At 45.1% G+C, this 22,701-nt stretch carries 26 protein-coding genes; 12 read left to right on the forward strand and 14 right to left on the reverse strand.

All coding sequences use genetic code 11. The features are described from left to right. The first annotated feature begins 377 nt into the window (after positions 1-377). Both H539_RS0121430 and H539_RS0121435 read left to right on the forward strand, forming a co-directional pair. The gene (locus H539_RS0121430) at positions 378-776 is read left to right on the forward strand and encodes an SET domain-containing protein (protein WP_026695221.1); all 399 of its coding nucleotides are present in this window, start codon (positions 378-380) and stop codon (positions 774-776) included. A 205-nt stretch (positions 777-981) separates the two neighbouring features. Then, positions 982-1,284 (forward strand): hypothetical protein, encoded by a 303-nt coding sequence (locus H539_RS0121435; protein ID WP_026695222.1) that lies wholly within the window; start codon positions 982-984, stop codon positions 1,282-1,284. Positions 1,285-1,480: 196 nt separating this feature from the next. On the opposite strand, the gene H539_RS29335 is transcribed toward H539_RS0121435, so the two are convergent. After that, entirely contained in the window at positions 1,481-2,455 is a 975-nt protein-coding gene (locus tag H539_RS29335) for a class F sortase (protein ID WP_051348729.1), read from the reverse strand. Positions 2,456-2,568: 113 nt separating this feature from the next. Here H539_RS29335 and H539_RS0121445 point away from each other — a divergent pair, with 113 nt between their 5' ends. Continuing rightward, a complete protein-coding gene (locus H539_RS0121445; RefSeq protein WP_026695223.1) occupies positions 2,569-3,234 on the forward strand; it encodes an O-methyltransferase in 666 nt (221 codons plus the stop codon). Between the two features lie 135 nt (positions 3,235-3,369). Beyond that, on the forward strand, positions 3,370-3,792 hold the full coding sequence (locus tag H539_RS0121450; RefSeq protein WP_026695224.1) for a YugN family protein: 423 nt from the start codon (positions 3,370-3,372) through the stop codon (positions 3,790-3,792). A gap of 164 nt (positions 3,793-3,956) precedes the next feature. Here H539_RS0121450 and H539_RS0121455 read toward each other — a convergent pair whose 3' ends face one another. The 3 genes from H539_RS0121455 to H539_RS0121465 all read right to left on the reverse strand — a co-directional run bounded on the left by H539_RS0121455 (position 3,957) and on the right by H539_RS0121465 (position 6,853). Next, positions 3,957-4,871, reverse strand: a complete 915-nt coding sequence (locus H539_RS0121455) for a diacylglycerol kinase (RefSeq protein WP_026695225.1) — start codon at positions 4,869-4,871, stop codon at positions 3,957-3,959. 148 nt (positions 4,872-5,019) lie between these two features. After that, positions 5,020-6,072, reverse strand: a complete 1,053-nt coding sequence (locus H539_RS0121460) for an EAL domain-containing protein (RefSeq protein ID WP_026695226.1) — start codon at positions 6,070-6,072, stop codon at positions 5,020-5,022. 97 nt (positions 6,073-6,169) lie between these two features. Further along, positions 6,170-6,853 carry a Dph6-related ATP pyrophosphatase gene (locus tag H539_RS0121465; protein ID WP_026695227.1) on the reverse strand — a complete coding sequence of 228 codons (684 nt, stop codon included), beginning with the start codon at positions 6,851-6,853 and terminating at the stop codon, positions 6,170-6,172. 78 nt (positions 6,854-6,931) lie between these two features. On the opposite strand from H539_RS0121465, the gene H539_RS32470 reads away from it, so the two are divergent. Further along, a complete protein-coding gene (locus tag H539_RS32470) occupies positions 6,932-7,084 on the forward strand; it encodes a hypothetical protein (RefSeq protein WP_169816043.1) in 153 nt (50 codons plus the stop codon). A gap of 83 nt (positions 7,085-7,167) precedes the next feature. Here the strand turns inward: H539_RS32470 and H539_RS0121475 are convergent, their stop codons facing one another. From H539_RS0121475 to H539_RS0121485, 3 genes are all read right to left on the reverse strand, one after another. After that, positions 7,168-7,362, reverse strand: a complete 195-nt coding sequence (locus H539_RS0121475; RefSeq protein WP_026695228.1) for a hypothetical protein — start codon at positions 7,360-7,362, stop codon at positions 7,168-7,170. A gap of 40 nt (positions 7,363-7,402) precedes the next feature. Next, positions 7,403-8,377 carry a DMT family transporter gene (locus H539_RS0121480; protein WP_026695229.1) on the reverse strand — a complete coding sequence of 325 codons (975 nt, stop codon included), beginning with the start codon at positions 8,375-8,377 and terminating at the stop codon, positions 7,403-7,405. Positions 8,378-8,782: 405 nt separating this feature from the next. After that, on the reverse strand, positions 8,783-9,397 hold the full coding sequence (locus H539_RS0121485) for a PH domain-containing protein (protein WP_026695230.1): 615 nt from the start codon (positions 9,395-9,397) through the stop codon (positions 8,783-8,785). Positions 9,398-9,607: 210 nt separating this feature from the next. Here H539_RS0121485 and H539_RS0121490 point away from each other — a divergent pair, with 210 nt between their 5' ends. Both H539_RS0121490 and H539_RS0121495 read left to right on the forward strand, forming a co-directional pair. Beyond that, positions 9,608-9,976, forward strand: a complete 369-nt coding sequence (locus H539_RS0121490) for a cupin domain-containing protein (protein WP_026695231.1) — start codon at positions 9,608-9,610, stop codon at positions 9,974-9,976. 55 nt (positions 9,977-10,031) lie between these two features. Continuing rightward, positions 10,032-10,955 (forward strand): sigma-70 family RNA polymerase sigma factor, encoded by a 924-nt coding sequence (locus tag H539_RS0121495; RefSeq protein WP_026695232.1) that lies wholly within the window; start codon positions 10,032-10,034, stop codon positions 10,953-10,955. 37 nt (positions 10,956-10,992) lie between these two features. Here H539_RS0121495 and H539_RS0121500 read toward each other — a convergent pair whose 3' ends face one another. From H539_RS0121500 to H539_RS0121520, 5 genes are all read right to left on the reverse strand, one after another. Next, entirely contained in the window at positions 10,993-12,432 is a 1,440-nt protein-coding gene (locus H539_RS0121500; RefSeq protein ID WP_026695233.1) for an NAD(P)H-hydrate dehydratase, read from the reverse strand. A 15-nt stretch (positions 12,433-12,447) separates the two neighbouring features. Beyond that, on the reverse strand, positions 12,448-13,446 hold the full coding sequence (locus H539_RS0121505) for an LLM class flavin-dependent oxidoreductase (RefSeq protein WP_026695234.1): 999 nt from the start codon (positions 13,444-13,446) through the stop codon (positions 12,448-12,450). 114 nt (positions 13,447-13,560) lie between these two features. After that, complete coding sequence (locus H539_RS29340; protein WP_051348730.1) at positions 13,561-14,376, reverse strand: RnfABCDGE type electron transport complex subunit D; 816 nt, start codon at positions 14,374-14,376, stop codon at positions 13,561-13,563. Continuing rightward, a complete protein-coding gene (locus tag H539_RS0121515) occupies positions 14,377-15,264 on the reverse strand; it encodes an FAD:protein FMN transferase (protein ID WP_026695235.1) in 888 nt (295 codons plus the stop codon). Positions 15,265-15,273: 9 nt separating this feature from the next. After that, the gene (locus tag H539_RS0121520; protein ID WP_026695236.1) at positions 15,274-15,732 is read right to left on the reverse strand and encodes an FMN-binding protein; all 459 of its coding nucleotides are present in this window, start codon (positions 15,730-15,732) and stop codon (positions 15,274-15,276) included. A gap of 155 nt (positions 15,733-15,887) precedes the next feature. On the opposite strand from H539_RS0121520, the gene H539_RS0121525 reads away from it, so the two are divergent. Then, positions 15,888-16,562: a response regulator transcription factor gene (locus H539_RS0121525; RefSeq protein WP_026695237.1), complete on the forward strand. Its 675-nt coding sequence runs from the start codon at positions 15,888-15,890 to the stop codon at positions 16,560-16,562. Position 16,563: 1 nt separating this feature from the next. Continuing rightward, positions 16,564-17,832, forward strand: a complete 1,269-nt coding sequence (locus H539_RS0121530; RefSeq protein ID WP_026695238.1) for a sensor histidine kinase — start codon at positions 16,564-16,566, stop codon at positions 17,830-17,832. A gap of 33 nt (positions 17,833-17,865) precedes the next feature. Here H539_RS0121530 and bacA read toward each other — a convergent pair whose 3' ends face one another. Both bacA and H539_RS29345 read right to left on the reverse strand, forming a co-directional pair. Next, entirely contained in the window at positions 17,866-18,663 is a 798-nt protein-coding gene (bacA, locus tag H539_RS0121535; protein WP_026695239.1) for an undecaprenyl-diphosphate phosphatase, read from the reverse strand. A gap of 361 nt (positions 18,664-19,024) precedes the next feature. Continuing rightward, on the reverse strand, positions 19,025-20,335 hold the full coding sequence (locus H539_RS29345; RefSeq protein WP_281171457.1) for an Nramp family divalent metal transporter: 1,311 nt from the start codon (positions 20,333-20,335) through the stop codon (positions 19,025-19,027). A 255-nt stretch (positions 20,336-20,590) separates the two neighbouring features. Between H539_RS29345 and H539_RS0121545 the strand changes: the two genes are divergently transcribed. From H539_RS0121545 to H539_RS0121560, 3 genes are all read left to right on the forward strand, one after another. Next, the gene (locus tag H539_RS0121545) at positions 20,591-21,214 is read left to right on the forward strand and encodes a hypothetical protein (protein ID WP_026695240.1); all 624 of its coding nucleotides are present in this window, start codon (positions 20,591-20,593) and stop codon (positions 21,212-21,214) included. Between the two features lie 56 nt (positions 21,215-21,270). Continuing rightward, positions 21,271-22,047, forward strand: coding sequence for an alpha/beta hydrolase (locus H539_RS0121550; protein WP_026695241.1), 777 nt, complete (start codon positions 21,271-21,273; stop codon positions 22,045-22,047). Positions 22,048-22,372: 325 nt separating this feature from the next. After that, complete coding sequence (locus H539_RS0121560; RefSeq protein ID WP_026695242.1) at positions 22,373-22,699, forward strand: antibiotic biosynthesis monooxygenase family protein; 327 nt, start codon at positions 22,373-22,375, stop codon at positions 22,697-22,699. Positions 22,700-22,701: the final 2 nt, after the last annotated feature.

Consider the following 22,701-nt stretch of genomic DNA (forward strand, 5'->3'; position numbering starts at 1 on the left):
TCTAGTAAACGATGAAGCTTTTGATTTGGATCACTTTTTTTAAAAGTTTTTTCAGCCGGTAAATGTTGGTGCTTTTCAGCTTTTGTCTAGTAAACGAAGGCACTTTTGATTTGGATCACTTTTTTAAAAAAAGTTTTTAATTTTAAAAGAGATCACCTTCCCTTTTAGCTTTTATGATCAATAAACGAAGCAGCGTTCTTTCTGGATCAACTATTTCATAAATTTTTTTAGCTTTTTTTGCTGGGATAGGATTCAGGTGAGAGGATGGAAGGATATGTAGTCTGTTTCCGGCTTCGGAAGATACGGAACCAGAGTGAAATTTTTTACGAATAATGTTATATTGGTGGAGCAGACAAAAAAACTTGAAGGTGATTAACATTATAGAAATCAAAACATCCCCTCTCAGTGATGGGGAATTCAATAGAGGCGTGTTTGCTACCGTTGATATAGCAAAGGGCGAGCTCATCCATGAAGCGCCGGTCATCCCTTACCCCAATGTCGAGCATATGCTGATTGAGCATACGGTACTTAGTGATTATGTGTTTGAATACGGCAAAAACCACTCTGCCATCGTGCTTGGATATGGAATGCTGTTCAACCATTCATACACCCCAAATGCTACGTATGACATTCACTTTGAGAGCCATACATTTAAGTTTTATGCTTACACAGATATAAAAGCTGGAGAAGAGATCTTAATCAATTATAATGGCGATGTGGATGACAAGGAGCCGCTATGGTTTGATAAAGAGAAGGAAGAAAAGGAAAATACCTAATGAGCAAGCCCTGGACAATCACATGATCCATGGGCTTTTTTGTTGGAGACTTTTCACGCTTTTGAAAAATAGTAATCTTCACCCTTCGGTCCTTCCAAGGATTAGAGTCAGACCCCAGGTAAACTTCCGTTACACAAAAGATTAAAGATTCAAAAAAAGGGTATTAAATGAAGAAGGGAAAATACTTTTTAACGGAGGGGTATTTATGAAAAAGCTAACTTCGACTATTCTCATGGGATCAATGGTTTCAGCAGGAACTGCAGCGCTGCTTCTTGCAGCCTATAAAAAACGCAACGGAAATGTCGAGGTCCTCGAGGACTTGGATATGAGAAACAGCGGCAAACTTGATGAAATGGAAAGTGTGGATGCAGATAAGGTTCCTGAAGAACAAGGTCTAACACAGCTTGACTCGACATATCGAAATGAATGGGTAGCCAATGGATTCCCGCAGACTCACCAGGAAATGAAGGAATTAGAGGAAGCAGAAAAAGAGGATACACTTAAATAACAGCAGCTAGCCCGCCTTCGAAAAGGCGGTTTTTTTCTGTTTATATGATTCGAACCTTTGGGTAAAGCGGCCAATCGAATTTTTCCGCTTATAACTGCTTCTTCAGCTTCCTCTATGTAAACGTTAGCCGGAAATCCTCCGCCTATGTTTTCTTATATCTACACATTTACACGAAAAAAAAGCCCTCAATAGGGCCTCACTGACTTTTCACCACTGCGCTCGGCTTGGATTCCTTTCCGAATAAATCAACGGCAGTTACATAGAACTCTGCAGCAGGATCATCAGAAACGGTGAAGCTCTTCCTTTCCATGGAGGAAATGCTTTTGACCCACTTTACGTCTCCGTTCTGCCCTTTTTGATAGATTCTGTATCCGATTACGGACTCTTCCCTTACTGCATGCCAGGTCAAAAAACTCCCCGTGAGCATGATACTTCCGGGTGTAATCGGAGCTTTGCCAGCGGTCATACCCTGGTCCTCCTTCAGAGTCGTATAGACGACGAGACGTTCCTGGTGGGTACCTTTACTACGGTCAAAAAGACCGGTACAGGTAATCAGATTCAGCCTCTGCTTGTCCCTTTTCCCGAAGATCTCCTCAACCGGCGCATTTTCATATGGATAACTCTTTTTCTCCTGGACCACAAAGATCATTTTTTTATCGTTCTTGTCAAAGAGAGTAATTTCATCTCCAGCCGTTAATTCCTTCAGGCGAAAAAAAACGGCCGGCCCCGTTTTATTGTCCACATGGCCGTCAATCACGGCACTACCCAGTTCTCCGGGCTTGGTGCCGGGTTCAAACCAGGCAGCATTCTTATCATTGGTTGGAACTCCCATCTGTTTATTTTTCAGAAGTCCTGTCTTTTCAATTTTCGCATCCATTTTGAGCTTTGGTATCAAAAGTCTGTATGGCACAATTCCCTCATTATTCATCATTTGGATACGCTCCAATTCCAAGCGTTTTTTCAATAGCGGCTCTGCGTCCTTTTCTAGAAGGCCGAATTCTTTAAAGACAGAATCCTGGGAGAGCTGCGCCGTCTCTTTTAGCTGTGTCTTCGTGTTCCGTCCAGCTTCAGCATGTACAGATTTTACGGCCGGATCTCTCTCCTGCTGGCAGGCACTGAGCAGCATGCCGGACAGGCACACTGCCCCGAGCCAGATTCTTCTTTGTTTCATCTTGACACCTCCGAGAATACGTTCGTTTTATAAAGCTAACGTTAGACAGCGAAGATTGGATCACTTTTCAAAATAAAAAGGTATAATTAGGTAAAAAGTTCAGGGGGCATACAATGGATCAAAAAACGTGGACCGATGTTGATGTGTATTTCGAATCAAAGCTGATCAAGGAAGACAAAGTATTGGAGGAAGTCAGCAGGGCCAATTTGACTGCCGGGCTGCCCCCCATTGATGTAGCGCCCAATCAGGGTAAGCTGCTCCATCTTCTGGCCAGGATGAAGAAGTCAAAGAATATACTTGAAATCGGCACCCTGGGCGGATATAGCACCATCTGGCTTGCCCGCGCTCTTGCTGAAGGAGGCCGGCTAGTCACCCTGGAATATGAAGAAAAGCATGCGGAAATAGCAAGAAAGAATATCATAAGGGCAGGACTGGCCGACTCTGTAGAAATTATTGTAGGCGCGGCGCTGAATACGCTTCCACATCTCCTTGCACAAGGCAGGACCTTCGACTTTATTTTCATCGATGCGGATAAGCCCAATAATCCACATTATCTTGAATGGGCCCTGAAGCTTAGCCAGCCAGGCGCTGTCATTGTAGGGGACAATGTGGTACGGCAGGGCTGTGTTACGGATGGAGGCTCGGATGATCCCAAAATCCAGGGAGTCAGGGAATTCATAGATCTGCTGGCAAGGGACCCCCGCATTGATTCGACTGCCATCCAGACAGTCGGCAGCAAGGGTTATGATGGTTTTGCGATGGGAATTGTAAAGGAATAAATGAAGTGCCCGCATGTTTGCGGGCTTTTTGATGTACCCCCAAACTTACAAATGTTTGAAATCCTTCTCCCCGTGGAAAACCTTCTGTAAATACCTGCCTTTTCCGGTATACACTCAAAGAAATGAGGTAATAAAATGATTCCTATTCAAACCAAGCTAGACAGCAGGCGCTATACGCTTGGGACTTTAAAGGATGCCCTGCGGCCTATAGGCTTTGTCGTCGGAGACAACTGGGAATACGATCATGCACACCTGGACTATAAAGTCGATGATCAGCAAGGCGACCAGCCGTATATCCGGATTCCCTTTGCCGCCCTGGATGATTCTCTCGAGGACGACCGCACTACCATCAAGCTCGGAACCCCATTCCTGCTAGAGCATGAGTTTAAAACAGATGTGGATGAAGATGGAAACATCGGGGCCGCAGCAACGGGACTCAATCAATTTAAGGAACCGGATGATGAGGATGCACCATTCCCTGATGAGTACAAGGACTTCAGTTTGCGGATCATGGAGCAGGTGGAATCAGCTCTTGAAGGGAAACAAGTGATGGAGTAAGGACAGCTGCTGGTGGCGGCTGTTTTTTCTAATTGGTCAGATATAGATATATACTTCATACTCTTAATGAACCACCAATCACGGCCAGGAACCTAAAGATGTGTTTCTCATGCCCGGGACAACAGCAAAGAGACGGGCACCTTTGCCCGTCTCTTTAACGTGTTCTATTCCACTATATCCTCAACCGGCAGCATCACTTTCGGTACAAAAAAGTCGAAGTGGCGGTACAGATTCACAAATTCGGCTGGTGCGTCTCCGCCGTATTCTCCGTCAAGGTTCAGCTGCATGCGCTCTTTGGTATGCACTTTGATCCGGTTTGCTTTCACGTAGATAATGTGAGAATCAGTTAAATGTTCTCCCCTGATGGCAAGGCTGGCAATCCGGATGAAGTCGGCCAGATTGGCTTTCTTCAGGATCAATAAGGTGAACATCCCATCATTCAATGATGCATCCGGGGCAAGGCGCTCAAATCCGCCTACCGAGTTTGTATTGGCTGCTAAAAATAGCATGATTTCGCCTTCGAAGATTTTCCCATCATACTCAATGGAAACCTCGGTCGCTTTAATGGAAGGCAGCATTTCCATGCCTTTTAGGTAATACGCCAGCTGGCCGAGTACGGTTTTCAGCTTGCTGGGAACTTCGTAGGTAAGTTCGGTCAGCCTTCCTCCGCCAGCTATATTTATGAAATAACGGTCATTCATTTTTCCGATATCAATGGCCATTGTCTGTCCTTCGGCAATGATGTCCGCTGCCGCTTCCACGTTTCTTGGAATTTTCAAGGCACGTGCAAAGTCATTGGTGGTGCCGACCGGAATGATCCCAACCTTTGGACGCACAGGTGCATCCGCCAGGCCGTTGATTACTTCATTGATTGTTCCGTCCCCTCCGGCAGCAATGACGACATCATATCCCCGTTCGATGGCAAGCCTGGCAGCTTCCGTAGCATCTCCTTCGCCAGTTGTAGCGTGGCAGGACGTTTCATAGCCGGCTCTCTCTAATTTAACCAGCACCTCTGGCAGATGCTTTTTAAAAAGCTCTCTGCCTGATGTTGGATTATAAATGATTCTTGCTCTTTTCATTTTCCATCATCCTATTTCTTTAATTCAAAGGGCCATTTACATTACGCGGCGGTGTTTTCCATTTAATATATTAAACCTCGGATATGAGTAAAGCAACTTTCTGACAACTCAGGAAAAAGAACAAGCGGTAACCATGGTAATTCTACTGCTATCCTTTTATGTATGCACCTTCAGTGATATCTAAATCCTCCGCTGGTGTTTCCTGCGGCTTGGAGAAATAGTAGCCCTGGAATAAGTCATATCCCAATTCAATCAGGAATTGATAGTCTTCCTCTGTTTCTACTCCTTCTGCAAGAGCAAGTGCATGCATATTGTGGGACATCTCGAGTACTTTCCTTGCGGCTTCCTGCTTGGATGGATCTTTGCTTACTCCATTTGTATATTCGATGGCAAGCTTCACAATATCCGGCTGCATCCGGGAAAGCTTCTCCAGATTATTGTACCCTGTCCCGACATCATCAAGCGCATATTTGAAGCCCTGGCTGCGGTAATAATTAAGGATTTTCTTTAAGTGTTCCAAATCCTCCACTTCATCGGTCTCCACTACTTCAAATACCACCTGCTCCGGCTTAATGCCAAGCTCTTGAATCAGTTTAAACGTAGTGGAAAGACAATGCTCCGGAACATAAATGGCAGTAGGAATAAAATTGATAAAAATCAATTTATCCTTTACCGCTCCTGCATTTCTTACACATTGCATCCTGCAGGCGCGGTCCAGCGAAAAGGTCCGGTTCCGGATCCTTGCAGCTTCAAACATTTTATAAGGCGGGATGATCTTTCCTTCCTCGTCCACTCCCCTTGATAAAAGCTCATGGCCGATGATACTTGTTTTGCCGTCAGAATAACTGACAATGGGCTGATAAAAAGTCTTCAACGAGTTCTTGTCAATAAGGTCATCAATCCAGCTCGCTTCCCTTTCCGCCCTGAATGTTCGGACCGGCCTCATCTCATTCAACTTTTTTATTGGATCGGACTTAGGAGACTCAACCGCAAACAGATGATTGACATCCATATGTACGGCTGCATAGTCCATCAAATCAAAAAATGCCACTTCCTCCAGCCAAATTATTCTTTCATTCACCCATTTATATGCAGAATCAGGAAACTCCTGAAAATAGCTTTCCAGCAGTTCTGTACTCTCATTTTCAGAAAAATAAACCGTATAGCCCCGTGCCCTTGGCAGGCAGACTTCACATCCCATACCTATATCTCCTTTTCCATGACTCTCTTACTATACTTTTACCACTATTTAGCAGGGTAAGCGAATGATATGGTGGAATTTGTCGATTTTTTATTTATTACTCAGAAACTAAGTCTATAAAATAAAACCGGTCCTTCTTTGTCATGATATCCGGTGCGATATGTGCATCTCCCAGACGGAACTCAACAGGAAACGAAAAATTGGGACCATCAAATACAAATGTATGAAATTCCCCATTTTCCCCGCATACATCGCGATCCTGCGGATAGTCCCCGATGAATTCCTTGTCGATAATCCTCCCGGCAAAGGAGGATGGCAGCTGTTCCATATCCACGCAGGTAAGGATGGTTTTGAAGCCTTCTTGCAGGAACGAATCTACGATGCTGGTTGAATTTTTCTGCCAGATAGGAAATATCGGTTTGACCCCTGTTCCCTCCAGCATCTTTTCCCGATATGCCTTCACATCCTCAAGAAAAATATCACCAAACATAATATATTCAACTCCGTCACGGACCATTTCTGCCACAGCCCTGCCCATTCTGTCCGAATAGATCTCATTGCTGCTATTCTCGGGAATCCAGACCTCCCTCAAAGGAATGCCGAGCGCCTCCGCCTGGCGTTTAAGAAGCTCATACCTCACTCCATGGATGCTCGTCCGGTTAAAGCCTTCTGTGATGGTTGTCAAAAGGGAATCAATTTCCCACACACCCGACAGCTGCAGCTGGTGCAGCGCCCAGGTTGAATCCTTCCCGCCGCTGAATGAAATCACTATTTTCTTCATATGTTCTTCTCCTCTTTTTAGTTTGCTAGTCTTATTCCTCCCTGCGCTTGCATATACATCAACAAAGGAGGGGGTTAAATGGGTTACCAATGGACGGTCCTGATAGGTGCTGCCATTTTATTCGGAATGATGGGCGGGGTATTCTTTTATCTTTTAAAGTCTGCTTTACATACATCAGACTCCACCCGGATCGATTCCCCCGCAGCCTCTGATAAAAAACATATACCTTAAGGCTTCCTTGGAAGTCTATTTTTTTTCGATTTTTTTGCAGCAAAGAAAAAAGGAAGACACCGCTCCGTGTGCCTTCCGCATCTTCATCTTACATATTTATCATGCTGATCAATCATATCTGGATTCAGCCCTGTTATGGATTGTGCATCATTTTGCATACTCTGGCCGCAGATACGGCAGATGTAGAGCGAGTCGGGCTTAAGAAGGAACTTTTTATATTGGGGATCTTTTGGTGTGAGTGTGTATTCTTTTCTGCATGTCATACATCTCTTCAGCATCAAATCACCGCCTTTTTCTTTCATTATAACAGGAAATGAATCAAGCTTTCGTTCCTAATTGTTGATTAACCGTCACAATTTTCTTACGGCTTGAAAAGCTGTGCAGAACCATGCCCAGCATGACGGTTAAAACACCGGTCCAGGCCAGAAGAGATGGAATGTCGGAGGATAAGAAAAGAACCTCCCCCAAAAGGGCAAACAGGACGGAGACAGACTGGGTCGCTTCAACCGAAGCCATTTTGTCCATATCATCCCTCACCATATCTGTGGCCTTAAAGAAAAGAACAGTAGCAATGACTCCCGAAAATATTGCGACTAAAAAGGATTGCATTATTTGTCCCTTGCCGGGCATCCCGTGTTTAGCATACGCAATTGCTGAAAGTATAAGCCAGAATGGAAGGCTGGCAAGCGTCATTCCCAGCACCCTTTGAAATGTATTGAGCTTGTCACCGGATATTTGCATCATTTTCCGGTTGCCGAGCGGATAGGCAAACGATGCAATGAGGACTGGTATCAATCCTGCAAGAAGCTCGCTGCTGGTAATTCCTCCCGCATGATCCGCCTGCATCAGGATAATCCCGGCCAGGATAATCATGGACATTCCCAGACCCTTAAGAGGAATTCTGCCACGGACATGGACAGGGCCGCTCCCTGTCTGGACTTTTTGTGTGAAAATCGGTGCCAGGAGCGAGCCAGAAATAATGGTGATCTGCCAGGTGCCGGCAGTCAGCCACCCGGGCGAATAGGCAGCCGCATAGCAGATAGGAGCGTAAAACAGGACAAATCCGACAAAGCTCCATAACAGCCATAATCCTGGATGCTCCTTCATTACACGGAGCAATCCGCGAAGCTTTTTCTGGCCGATCACAATTCCCAAGAGAAATGGGACCATAAAAATATACCGCAGTGAAGCGCTCCACAGCCAGCTGCCCCCTGATAGCTCCATGGAACGGTTGAGCACAAAAGTGGAGGCAAAAAAGAAGGCTGCGCAGACGCCGAGAAGAATGGGCCGCATATGATACAACTCCTTTTTGAAATTCCGGCGGGCTTTTATACGTATTCGGTTCAACAATGAATTTTCCTGCATGCTTGCAGGATATGCGGCAAAGTTTACATATGTCAACCGTCTATATATATAAAAAAGCCGCCTAAAAGGCCGCTTTTCATAATAAACAATTTTGATGAATTAATGAACCAAAAACATCGCAACTGCTGTAAGCAAGCTGAAAATTGCAGTCCATTTCCTGCTCATCCTGTTGTCCCCCCGAATTCTCCGATCTAGCTTCTCTTTTTATATCCCTCTATCTTATTCCCTAAATAAAGGAAAACAAACCTGAGATCCTGAAAATGGGGGCGAACCCCTCAAAAAAGACGGTATGACTAGGTTTAGGGCTTCAGGAAATGGACCAGACCCCAAAAATCAGTTGTTGATGTATTTGTCGAATACGTAGCCAAAGTCTTTGATTTTGAATTTGCGGCGGTTATTAACGAGCCAGCTGAAGGCTGTTTCGTTAATTTGTTTGAAGCTGTCGACCAATGTTTCTTCTTTGGTCGTGACGCGGCTCAGTGTGTTGGATGCCAGGTTCAGGCTGTCATGGGCGTATTTCAAGTATTCTTCATTCTCGTGGCAGATTTCCGCAATTTTGATCAGGGATTTGTATAAGTCCTTTAGTTCTTCGATGTGCTTCTTATGTACATCAATGGAAAAGGCCTCAGATCCGATCGTGAATTTGATTTCAACGTCCAAATCAACCGTTCCCGCTGTTTCAAGCCTGACATGGGAGATGGTGTCGGTATAATAGCTGTACCGTTTCAACATGCGCTTTTTGCTGATGGCGCTTGTGCCGTCAAGATGGATCAGCGCTTTATTGGTAAAGCAGTATTCATCTGATTTTGACTTAATTAAAAAGTAAATTTTCTCATTATCCTCATGCATCACATAATCGTCTGCATCGACCTTGTCATAATCTGCAGGACTGATTACACTTCCTATATCACTCAATCCTAAAACATCAGAAGCAACTTTTTTGAACATAACACTCTCTCCTCGCAGAAAATTTTCTATCATTTTCTATTTTATACGAATCTGCTGCTCTCTGGTTTCAAAATATCATTAATAATATTTCCAGAAAATTGAAGATGGGAAATGGAAGCTCTGGTACAATTTCCTTATGGGAAGTTTAAGCCCATTTATTTTTTGCAGGCACACTGAAGAACCTCATTCATTCCATACAGGAGGATTCACATGAAACTTTTCACATTCAGAAGCGATACAGGAAAAAAGATCGAACAATACGATTCGCACAATGTCATTTTCTCTAAAATTATGAAAACTGACCAACCGGCCTTTTTTGGATGTATGTATATTGAACCGCATGGAATAGTCGGCCGGCACGAAGCTACTTTACCACAGCTGTTTCTGGTCTTGGACGGCGAAGGGTGGGCGTCCGGCCCTGATGGACGGCGTGCAGTGATAAAAAAAGGAGATGCCGTTTTCTGGGATGCCGGTGAGATGCACGAATCCGGCAGTGAGACTGGGATGACGGCCATCATTTTGGAATCTCCTAATCTAAATCCGGAATCTTTTCTAAAAGAAAATCATACCCCCGTATAATTCTGCAGCTCTCATTCGTTATACATATAAATCTAATAACTGGGGGGCTTATTAAATGAAAACTGTTCAGGATATAGGCGAGAAAGCAAGGGAATTAAAAAGCGGATTTGAAGTCCTGATTGAAGAGCATCGCCAAGGGCTGTGGAGCTACTGCCGCTATCTGACTGGTTCTCCCTGGGATGGAGAGGATTTGTTTCAGGAAACCTTTTTGAAGGCAATGGGAGCCTATTATCAGCGCTGGCATGCAACGGATGTGAGAGCTTATTTGTACAGAATTGCAACCAACACCTGGATTGATCTTTGCCGCCGCCGGAAAATGGCACTGGGGGTGCTTCAGGAGCACCTTGAGCCCGACGCGGAATTTGAGGATAACCTGGAACTGGAGTATGCGCTTGAGTGCTTGACCGCAAGCTTTCCTCCCCGTCAGGCCGCCGTCTTCCTTCTGATGGAGGTTTTCCGTTTTTCTGCTAAGGAAATTGCCGGGATGGTGCGGACCACGCCTGGGGCAGTCTATGCCTCGGTGCGGAGGATGAAGGAAAAACTAAAGAATGGGAATGAAGGTAATGACCTTCTCAACCCAGAAATCTCGCTATCCGCTGAGCATAAAGCAGTCATCCAAGCCTATCTAAAGGCATTCAACGAGGGAAATCTTGCGGAAATGCTCAGCCTGTTCAGTGACGAGCCTCATTATGAGGCAAGCCTTGGGTTTTTGGAATATACAAGGGAAGAGATGGAGAGCGGTTCGCTTCAGCACGGCCTTCCGGGCCATATGGCTTCCGAATACCTCTTATGGGGGAGGCCGGTTACGGTTACGCTTGCGGAAGGTCCAGCCGGTCCGATGATTCATGATATCCAATATCATGAAGTGGAAAATGAAAAGATCACTGCTTCCATAAGCTATTATTTCCGAAAAGAATTTATCCTTGCCGCGTCTGAGGAACTGGGCATCCCGGCTCAGACTGAAAAGTTTGGCTGGTAATGGAAAGGCTGGCAGCGTCCATCTGCCAGCCTCCTTTTTATGCTTCAAATTCCTTCATCACATATGGAAGTGTTTCATTTAAGTCGCTGGCCAGCAAAGTCGTTTCCGCCCGTGTCTCTTTCCAATAATCAGCACATGCTGCGTGGAAATAAACGGCATTGGAAACCGCAGCTTTAACATCCTTATAGGAGGCCAGGCATGCCAGCATGATTCCAGTAAGGGAATCCCCTGATCCGCCCTTGGCAAGACCTGCATTTCCCGCCGTGTTAATCCTTGCCTCTCCATCTGGAAAGGCAATCACTGTATGACGTCCTTTTAAGACCAGAATCACTTGATTTTCCCTGGAGAAATCCCTTGCTGCTTGAATCCGGTTCTTCTGAAATTCCTTGATAGGCAAACCGGTCATCTTCTGGAATTCTCCTGGATGAGGGGTGAGGATGATTGGAGCTTCCCTACTTGGATACTCTCTCTTTTTTAGTGCACCTGCATCAATAAGTAAGGGCAGGTCTGTTTCCAGCAAGGTTTGAACGGCTTTTTCAATCAGTTCTTCGTCATTTAGACCGGGACCGATCGCAGCTGCTGTCATCTTGGGAGGAATCTCCCCCTTCGCTATCTTTTCAAGGCCATTATGGAGGAAAACACATTCCGGAACCCGCCCTGCAAGGATTCCCGCTGCAAACTGGGTGGTGGCCACGGTAAGCTTGCCGATTCCGCTCCGTTTAGCAGCCAGACTGGACAGGATGGCGGCCCCCGGCATCTCGTCTGTTCCCGCAATCAGCAGACCATTGCCGAAGGTGCCTTTGTGCGCGCCAGGGCTTCGCTTCGGAAAGCTCTGTCTCACGTCTCCCTTTGTCCAGATTTTCACCCGGGAAGTCTGTTTCAGCCCAATATCAAGCACCTCTGCTTTCCCATACTTCTCTGCACTGCTCTCCATAAACAGGGAAGGCTTGAAGCCATGGAGGCAGAAGGTATAATCAGCCTGGAATGCTCCTTCATCCGCTGTTCCTTCATCCGCAAGCACTCCTGTTGGAACATCGACCGCAATCCGTAAAGCATCCTGCCCGTTTGCCCATGCAATGACCTCGGAAACTTCTTTTCGTAACGGAAGCCGTCCCCCAACTCCAAGCAGAGCATCCACAATCACTTCATAATTGCCCTTGATCTCGGAGGCTTCAAAGTCATTTGCTTCATAAAATGTAAACTGTTCATCGGCAGTGCCGGTTTTTGGTTCACCTGCAGGGAACACCAGATCGCAGGTATAGCCATGATTTTTTAAATAACGGGCCAGTACAATACCGTCTCCGCCATTATTGCCTGCTCCTGCGAGGATAAGGATCCTCTGTTTTTTATCGATCATCTGGATTAAACGCCCAAAAAGCTCCCTGCCTGCACTTTCCATTAAAGTAAAAGTATTCAGTCCCTTTTCGGCTGCCTGTTGATCCATTTCTTTGATCTCCCTGGAGCTGTATACAAACATGTGCCCACCGCCTGTCTATATATTTTGCATTACCTGTGAAATCAAGGAATAAGATCTTGATTTCGCCTCAGTGTCATGAATATTGGTTATGATCATAAACTCATCTGTGCGGTAAATCTCCGAAAGCAGCTTAAGCTCTTCCCTTACCTTTTCAGGTGTACCAATAACCGCCCTCTTCCTGTTTTCCTGAACCCTTGCACGCTGAGCACTGGATAGAGACCTGCTCTTCGCTTCTGCCACGGAATGAATCCGCGTATCGCGTGCCTGTTCCACGTCCAGGAGCCACATATCCTGGCTGAGGGCCAGCTCCTCCGCTTCCTCCTGGGTTGGAGCACACACCACAAAGATGCAGATGTTTGCCTTTGGATGCCTCTGGAGGGATGAAGGCTGGAAATACTCATAATAATAATCAAGTGCCCTCTTTCCGTTCACAGGCGTAATAAAATGGCCATACGTAAATGCCGTACCGTTTTCTGCTGCCAGCCTTGCCCCTCTTTGTGTGATGCCAAGCATCCATATCTCCGGAAGACTGTCCACAGAAGGATAGGCAGTTACTCCTTTAAACATATGGTCTTCTGGGAGACTTTCTGTCAAAAATCCCTGCAGGTCTCTTACCTGTCTCGGAAACTCATTTAAGCTTCTTCTTATGCCATCTGTCAAGGCCAGCCTTGTGTCTGCCCCTCCGCCTGGCGAACGACCTATACCGAGATCCATCCTCCCGGGGAATAGGGCTTCCAGCACCTTGAAATCCTCGGCAATCTTATAAGGGCTGTATTGGGGCAGCAGAACTCCTCCAGACCCGACCCGGATCTTTTCGGTCAAGGAAGCAATATGCGCAATCAAAATTTCAGGAGCCGTCCCTGCTATGCCGTTGGTATTATGATGCTCCGCCACCCAGAATCGCTCATATCCCAGCTCCTCTGCCCATTTGGCAAGCCTGACTGTTTCCCTGAACGCATCACGGGCATCCCCTCCCGCCCGGATTACTGATTGATCCAGCACACTTAATTTCACGTCTTGTCCTTCTTTCTTTTTTTATCTGCACATTTTTATATAACCGGAATCCGGCCACATTACTCCTCTGCGTTTCTGGATGTTATTTTTGCTTTCTCTTCTAAGATGACAGCTCTAGCGGTGCTGAGTTCTGATAGTTATTCTCTGGGCAGTGGATTTGGATCGGGCTTTCTTTAAACAATTCCAGCCATTCGCTAGGATCAATCCAATGAATAAGTAATTCAATCCTCCAAATAGTCCATAGACGGCTGTTCCAACAACAGCCGTCAAAAGCCCGTATATTATCTGGTCTTTATCCTTCGCTGGAGAAGTCGGCGGGTCTGTGAGCATAATGAACCCAAAGAAAAGGATTGCATTAATAAATGGAGGACGAAGAGCCTCCATCTCAGCTTCCGGATTATAGAATCCGATTAAAAGCATGAGAACGAACGAAACACCCAGGAATGTAAAGACCATAGGGAATTTATTTACACGGCCGGTAATCAGATATCCCCCTAAAATAAGCAGCAGCAGGGTCCAACCCGGCAGATCGCCAAATGCCCCCCACCAGCTTTGTCCGGAATGATAGAGCAATTGGGATAAAAGCAGACCCATGACAGCAGGGTTGAAGATATGTTTCTTCTTATAAATCAGTATGTACTTAGACAAAACTGCCATTAATGAAGTCACGCAAACGACTCCAAGAGGTGAAGACGAGCTTAGGATGGAAGAAATAATTAATCCAGTGATAATGGCGCTATAAGGAAAGGCCCATTTTTCTTTTTTTATTGCCCTTACCAGGGTCTCCGCAAATACGGAGACCAGCACCGCCATAATCGCATGAAGAATCCCCGTTATTTCTTTATATCCAATTGAAGCGATCACCAGGTACATGATTAGTACAAGGGTCACATAACCCTTAGGTGTCTTGAGCCATTTTCTCACGGTCATTTAGAACCCTCCCAATCTATCTATTTGTAAATCATTCTTAATCAATAGTCCTTTAAGATTCATAGACTCCAGTAATTCCCTTCCCTTTTCCCTTCCAAGTAAAAATGTTATCGTGGAAAAGGCATCAGCCATCATCGCAAAGGGAGCAATGACACTTGAACTGATTAAATCATTCGGTGATTCCTTAGTTCTCGGACTAATCATATGATGCATGCCTGGAATTTCTTTATTCATGCGCTCATAGCTTCCTGATGTACAAATTGCTTCATCCGAAAGATTAACAGTCTCAATCACGCGGCCCTTCTTTTTGGGATGCTGAATCCCTATTTCCCAGGGCTGCCCATTCTCATCCGATCCCCCGGCATATACATCTCCCCCAGCATTTATGATAAAGCCGGCGAATTTCCTTAGTTCATTTGCCGCCAGGTCGATAGCGAATCCCTTCGCCACAGCCCCAAGATCAATGATAAGAGGCTTTTTCAGATAGAGAGTTTGAAGGTGTTCATCTAAAACAATATCCCGAAAATCACCATGCTCTGCTAATGGTGTATATATCGTTTCCTGGGTGAGATAATGACGGTTGTATCCATGCTCCTCCAACAGCTTACCGATGGCTGGATCAAATTCTCCGCTTGTCAGCTCTGCAGCGTTAAGAGCGAATTTTAGGGGTTCAAATAAGAAAGGACTTATCTTGACGGGCTTCCCTACTGTTTGGCAGGCCTTCATCACTTCACTTTCAGGAGTAAACCGGCTGCAGGCCTGTTCCACCCTATGGAAAACCTGAAAGGCCCTGTCCACCCTGACCCCGGCTGCTGATCGTTCTTCTGGATTTTTTGTAACGACTTGTATTTTCACCACAGTATCCATATATAATTTTGCTTTTATCATAGAGTCACCTTACGCATTTCGAGCGAGAGAGAGTGCTTCCTGCACGGCATCCTGAAACGCCTCAGTGCTGTAAGTTGCACCTGATACATTGGTTGTTTGGGCACTCTGACTCTTCAATACCTCGTCAGGCAGACCCTCTATATCCGTTTCAGAATAGTGCATGGCAAAGTTTCTGATCTCAACATCGATAATTTTGTCTTTTTTTATAGTTACGGCGACCTCAATAGACCCCCGCCTGTTTTCCCCGATTCCGGTGAATATCCCTTCTTTATACATGCTTTTTGCCTTCACTTGGGGTGAAGCAGACATATTGCTGTCTTTCTTGCTGCCTTTTCCTATGTGGACATGTGCGTGCTTCTCTTCAGCCAGCCGATCCGCCTCATGTTCGGTAGTAAAATAACCGGTTCCATAGACTGCGGCAATCGCGGCAGAACAAAGCATCACCCACTTATTTTGCATTTTAGCCATTTTGTTTCCTCACTTCCTGTCTTCTGATGTCTGACTACTAGTCTAAAAGGACCGTCTTAGAATTTTCTTAAAAACCTAAGGGAGCTTTTTCTAATAAATTTTAAAGAAAACCCTGATATTATATGTATAAACTTCAAGGGAAGGATCTGTAGAAAATGCATATGCTTATCATCGAGGATGATACTGCCCTGCTTAGGATTTTAACAACAATATTAGAAGAAGAGGGCTACCAGACGGACCAATCCGCCGACGGAAGAGATGGTTTATTCATGGCCCGGTCAGAGTCGTATGATTTATTAATCGTTGATTGGATGCTTCCAGGATTGGACGGTATTTCCTTGATTAGAGAGGTACGCAATGAAGGAATCAATACTCCTGTTTTGATCCTGACTGCTAAAGATAGTACAGAAGACAAAGTTCTGGGGCTGGATGCAGGGGCAGATGATTATTTGGTTAAGCCTTTTGCGACAGAGGAATTTTTAGCCAGAGTCAGATCGATTCTAAGGCGGAGCGGAAAATCAGGTCTTGAAGGAAAGATAACTTATGGAAGAATTGTTTTAGATACGAATATAAAACAATGTTTCATAGAAAAGCACTCATTAAAGCTGACCAAAAAGGAATATGAACTCCTTCATTATTTACTGCAGAATCGGGAACAAATCCTGATGCGTGACCAGATTTACGATCGGATCTGGGGGATTGAATCCAGTGCAGGCGAATCCGTAGTTGATGTGTATATCCACTATTTGCGAAAAAAACTGGCCCCGTACAGCTATGGTGATCTTATACGCACCATACGCGGAGTAGGCTATATGCTGGCGGAGGAATGAAATGTTCAAAAGAACCCAGCAGCAACTAGTGCTTCTGAATTCCATGGTACTCTTTATCATTTTAGCAAGCTTTGGAACATTTCTTTATTTCTATATGCAGCACCGCTTGGATAGGCAGGTGGATGAAACACTTAATCACATCCAAACACACATAGCCAGGGAGCATACCCGTGAATATTCCAAACTGGTTCATCCTGATGAAGACAATGACGACAATCGGATTGTTTATTTGATCTGGGGGCATGGCGGCACACTTCAAGGAGAATTTCCACAGGATTATATATCCGGGGAAACAAAAAAGTACCTTTCAAAAGAAAGAGCTGCTTCACCAAAGAATGTCCGAATCAATGGGATGGACTACAGGATCATTGATGTTGCCATACATCGATTTTTGCTGATAGGCGGCAGCCGGGAATATGTAAAAAGAATCCAATTGGTCTATAACCTTAAACGTGAAAGAGAAATGCTTGAGCACCTCCGTGTTTTCATAGAGCTGGGGAGTCTTATTTCCATCGCGGTCTCCCTCCTGGCGGGGTATTTCTTAGCAAATAAAGCATTGGTTCCGATTAATAGAGCCTGGAATAAACAGACCCAATTCGTGACGGATGCCTCCCATGAACTGCGTACCCCTCTTGCTGTGATGAAGCTCAACCTGGAGCGCTTGTTCCGCCATCCTAAAAGCAGCATTGAGGAAGAAAGTCAGAATATTTCACAGGCGATCAGTGAAATTAATTATATGGCGAAAATGGTTTCCGATTTACTCGCATTGGCCCGGTCAGATTCCAATCAACTCGAAATGGCCTTTAGTAATGTGAACTTAAGTGATTTATTACACAAAGCTGCCAGCGATTTTTCCGAATTCGCTTTTCTAAAGGATATTCATTTTACTTCCACCATTGAAGAATATGTTAATGTTCAGGGGAATGAAGAAAGGCTTTATCAATTAATCATGATTATTTTGGATAATTCACTGAAGTATACATCTGCAGGAGGGGAGATCGCTCTTTTTTCCAATGTGAAAGGCGGGGCTGTATATATTTCCATAATAGACAGTGGCGCCGGGATTCCAAAAGAGGATTTGCCTTTCATATTTGACCGTTTTTTTAGGGGCGATAAGACAAGGACCAGAAAATTTGAGGGGACAGGCCTGGGGCTTTCTATTGCAAAGTGGATCGTTGAACTGCACAGGGGAAGAATCCGGGCTGAAAGTGAGGCAGGAGCAGGTACCAGGATTTTTATCCAGCTCCCCTCCATGAAGCGGCATCCGTAAAAAAAAGGCACTGCAACCGCAGCGCCTTTTCTCTTACATAATAACAAAAATCGTAAACAATACAGCCAGAACAATGCGATAATACGCAAAAATAGACAAACCGATTTTTCCAATCAGCTTCAGGAAGATGACTGCCACAAGCATCGCTACGACAAATGCGGTGATAAAACCAATCGCAAACATGGGAATATCGTTTGTATGCAGGAAATCCAGACTTTTAATGAGGTCAAGTCCTGTTGCTCCTACCATGATCGGCAGGGCCACAAGGAAGGAAAACTCTGCGGATGTTTTGTGGTCGGCCCTTGATAGCAGCCCTCCTGAAATGGTTGACCCTGCTCGGGAAAATCCGGGAATAACAGCGAGGCATTGGAACAATCCAATGGAAAGTGCCTGCATGTAGCTTAGTTCATCGACAGTCGAGGCTGTAAAGCGGCCGTGCTTCTTTTCAGCAAAAATCATCAGGATGGCTCCCAAGATAAGGCTGACTACTACAACTTTTGGAGAAAACAGCACATTTTTAATAAAATCATGGAGAATCAGCCCAACCAAAGCAGCAGGCAGAACACCCAATATTATATGGATGATATCCAATTTCTTGTGGGACTTGCCGATTGTCTTAAAGTTTAGCAGAGATAAGTATCTCCTCCAGAACAAAACAAGAACTGCAAGCATGGATCCAAGCTGGATAATGACTTCAAATGTTGCGGCTTTCTGCCCCTCAAATCCTAATAAATGGCCGGCCAGGATCAAGTGCCCTGTAGACGAAACCGGCAGGAATTCTGTCAAGCCTTCAACCACACCAAGGATGAAAGCAATGATATGTTCACTCATGCTGAACCAACTTTCTTTACTTAGATATCAATTTTCTCTCCATGAATTCTAGCATTTTTCAATGGAAGTTACCATCAATATCAGGTTAATATTATATTAAGTTTACGCATTCTTTATCCTAAACAATCAATCTAACGTAAATTCCTTTGTGATTGTCAGCTCAAATGTACCGTCTTTTTTCCTGGATTGTCTCTAGTAAGTTATTATCCACATAAACCGTCGGCAGTGTCTACATATACCCTCCTCCTTTCTACCACCTCCCTATAATTTGACAAAAATTTGAAATATCCTTTTAAAGACCAAAATAAAAAGCGGCACAAGGCCGCTTCCGTAGGATTATATATCAGGCTGAAAATCAGCGTCAGCCAAAAAATGTTTCATATAACAGAAATAGATTCAAGCCGACAATCAATACTGCAATAACCCATGAGACCAGTGTGGTGACCCGATGATTGACGAGACTGCCCATGATTTTTTTGCTGCTGGTAAACATGATCAGCGGCACGAGGGCAAACGCAATTCCAAAAGAAAGTACTACCTGGCTTATCACAAGGGCCTTGGAAGGATTGACTCCCACTATGATGATGGCAAGAGGCGGGATCATGGTGATGAAGCGCCTTAGATAGATAGGAATTCTCCTCTTGATAAAGCCCTGCATGATAATATCGCCCGACATGGTTCCGACCGATGAACTTGAGAGGCCCGCAAAAAGCAGCCCCACCCCAAAGCAGACAGCAGTAAACGGGCCAAGAATATGCCCAAATTGGTGATAGGCCACATCCAAGTCTTCTATGTTCAGGCCGTTCTTATTGAAAATGGCGGCAGACACGATCAGCATGCTGGCATTAATCGCTCCCGCGAAGATCATGGCAATGATTACATCCGCCAATTCAAAATGAAAAATTCTCTTTCTCTCTTCATCATTCGTTCCCTGTATCCTTCTCTGGGTAAGGGCAGAGTGCAGATAGATCGCATGGGGCATGACGGTAGCTCCAAGCATTCCTGCTGATAAGAGGACGCTGTTGACTCCCTCGAACTTAGGAGTAAACAAGCCTGCCAGGACTGAGTGGCCGTCGGGCTTTGCATCGAATACCTGGATGCCAAAAGCCACCACCACCACAAGAATCATGGCTGTTATGAGAAACTCGAGAGACCTCATGCCGCGTCTCTGGATTTCGAGGATCGCGAATGAACCGGCTGCCGCAATGAGGGCAGAGCCAATCAGCGGAATCCCCAATAATAAATACAGGCCGAGTGCCGCTCCGATGAATTCGGCGAGATCTGTGGCCATAATGACGATCTCTGCCTGGATCCATAAGAAAACCGAAGTCTTTTTGGAAAAGCGCTCCCGGCAGAGCTCGGGAAGATTTTTGCCGGTCGCAATCCCAAGCTTGGCAGAGAGTGCCTGAATCAGTACCGCCATTAGGTTGGAGGCAGCGATTACCCATAATAATGTATATCCATAGGAGGATCCTGCGGTTATATTTGTTGCATAATTTCCTGGATCTATATAAGCCACGGCGGCTATGAACGCTGGCCCTAAAAACGGCAGAATCTGCTTTATGCCTTTGGCTTCTTTCCATACTGCTTGTTCTCCAGGCATGAATTTCACCTGCTTTCTTTGAGTCGTCTTAAAAAGTTTCTCTAGGGAAACTTTTTTCGGTTGTGCCAATTATATATCCATAAATATCAAATTGTCAAAGAGAAAATCCCGACATTTTCCCGGTTTTTTAGTGACTTCTTTTCCGCAAGACAATTCCCTGTTTTCTAACGTACCCTTTTTAAACAGAAGAATATCGTCATTTTTTTCATCTTGCGGAGGAATCCTATATTCAGTTTCATTAAAACAGCTTTTTAATAGGATTTTAAGGAGGTTTTAATGAACATCTGATACACTCATCTAAAAAGACAGAGAAGAAGGAGTCCTATGAAATCAAAAAGCCTGATCTATCCCGCACTAATAGCTGCCGCTGCATGCCTGCTGCTCATTCTTTATTCCCTGCTGGCTGCAAGACACGGCCTGGAACATCAACCTTCTGGCCCTTTTAAGAATGGCGGGCCAGCAGGAAGCTTTCGCCATGAGAAGGATAATCTGAAGGAAGCATTTAAATTCCTGGGTACTATAGCTGTCTATGCAGGTGCCTTAAACTTTTTATGGTTTTATTTTAAGAAAAAGCTTAAATCTCCCCTATCGTATATCAAAATAGCGGGAAGATATCTTCATAAATTCCATACCTATATCGGCTGGGCAGGGCTGATCGCTGCTGCGGTCCATGGAGTCTATTTTCTGCTCAAGGAATTCCAGGATGAGCATGTATTAACAGGGATTTCCTCTATCCTCATCCTGCTGACGCTGGCTGTCTACGGATGGCTGTTTAAAAAGCTCCGCAGCAAGAAGCTGATCAGGCAGATTCACTTTTACCTGGCCTGCTTGTTCCTATTGGTCCTTCTCATCCACGCAGGCGGTACCATGTTTGCTGCCGCTGCCATCATCATCGGAATATGTGTGATTGTCTGGTTCCTGGATTCACGAGCTCAAAATAGAAAATAAATTCTGAAAATAGTAATATAGGAGTACTACATATCTATGCTGAAAGGAAGGATATTGTGGCACTCCTAACCTGCCGATTCTATTCAGAAGTACTAAACTTAAGCACCTCCATGACGGTCCTGCTCCCGCAGCAGACTCAGTCCCAGATCGGTATGGAAAATAAGATGACATCCGGCAAACATCAGACTCTCTATCTTCTTCATGGGCTGAGTGACGATGACAGCATCTGGACCAGAAGAACATCCATAGAGAGGTATGCGGCTCCACTGGGTCTTGCTGTCGTGATGCCGCAGGTTCATCACAGCTTCTACACCGATATGAAATACGGCAATAAATTCTGGACTTTTTTAACGGAGGAACTCCCTTTTATTGCCCGCTCCTTTTTTCCTCTTTCTGAAAAGAGAGAGGACAATTTCGTCGCAGGGCTTTCGATGGGTGGCTATGGTGCCTTGAAATGGGCATTAAACCGGCCGGACCAAATAAGCGCTGCTGCAAGTCTGTCAGGAGTTACCGACATCGCAGCTGTTCAGAAAGAAGACAGGCTGCAGCCTGTGCTGGACCTGGTTTTTGGTAATGAAGAAGTTAAAGGGACTGAACACGATCTTTTCTCGCTCATCGAGAAAAACACGGACCGCAAAGACAGGCCGATGCTTTACCAGGCCTGCGGCACAGAGGACTTCCTCTACCAGGGCAATGTCCGCTTTAAAGAGCACTGTGAACGCTCCGGCTACCCTCTCACCTCCCTGTTTGAACCGGGAGAACATGAATGGGGCTTCTGGGACAAAACCATCCAGGACGTCCTTGCCTGGCTTCCGCTAAAAGGACAAAAATAAATATGAATGAAAAAGGGCGTCCAGAAGTCAGGTAAACCTGCTTTCCGGACGTCCTTTTTTTGATTTAAAGATGCCATAGTAATGGACGAGTTCCTTTATTAGAAATACAAGCCTTGTTAATGCATCTGAATGTTGGATTTTAGAATGAAGAAACATCCTAGGTGGAGAAAAACAAAAAGTCTTCTCCACCTCCTTTTGTTTAGGGACTTATCGAACAGCCTCCTTTTTATTCCAAAAAAACTGAGGATGGTCCCCATTTCCCAGCATGATTTCCCGTCAAGCTGATATAGTAGTTTAAAAGGGTATGTAGGAGGAGGTTTTTAAAATGGGTCTTTTTGCTGATACGCCTGAGCCGCCATATTATGCGGTGATTTTTACTTCAAAGAGGACGGAGGGCGATAAGGGGTATGGAGGGATGTCTGAAAAGCTTGCGGAGCTAGTGCAGGGTGAGGATGGTTTTTTAGGGATGGAGAGTGTACGGGATGAGACCGGTGCAGGTATAACGGTGTCATATTGGAAAAGCCTCGATGCGATCAATGAATGGAGGAATCATTCCGTCCATAAAGCAGCAAAAAAGAGGGGGCGGGAGGAATGGTATGAAGGTTTTGCCTTACGAATTACCAGGGTGGAAAAAGATACACGATCCTTCTAAAA

The sequence above is a fragment of the Peribacillus kribbensis DSM 17871 genome, assembly GCF_000430765.1.
GTDB classification, from domain to species: domain Bacteria; phylum Bacillota; class Bacilli; order Bacillales; family DSM-1321; genus Paraperibacillus; species Paraperibacillus kribbensis.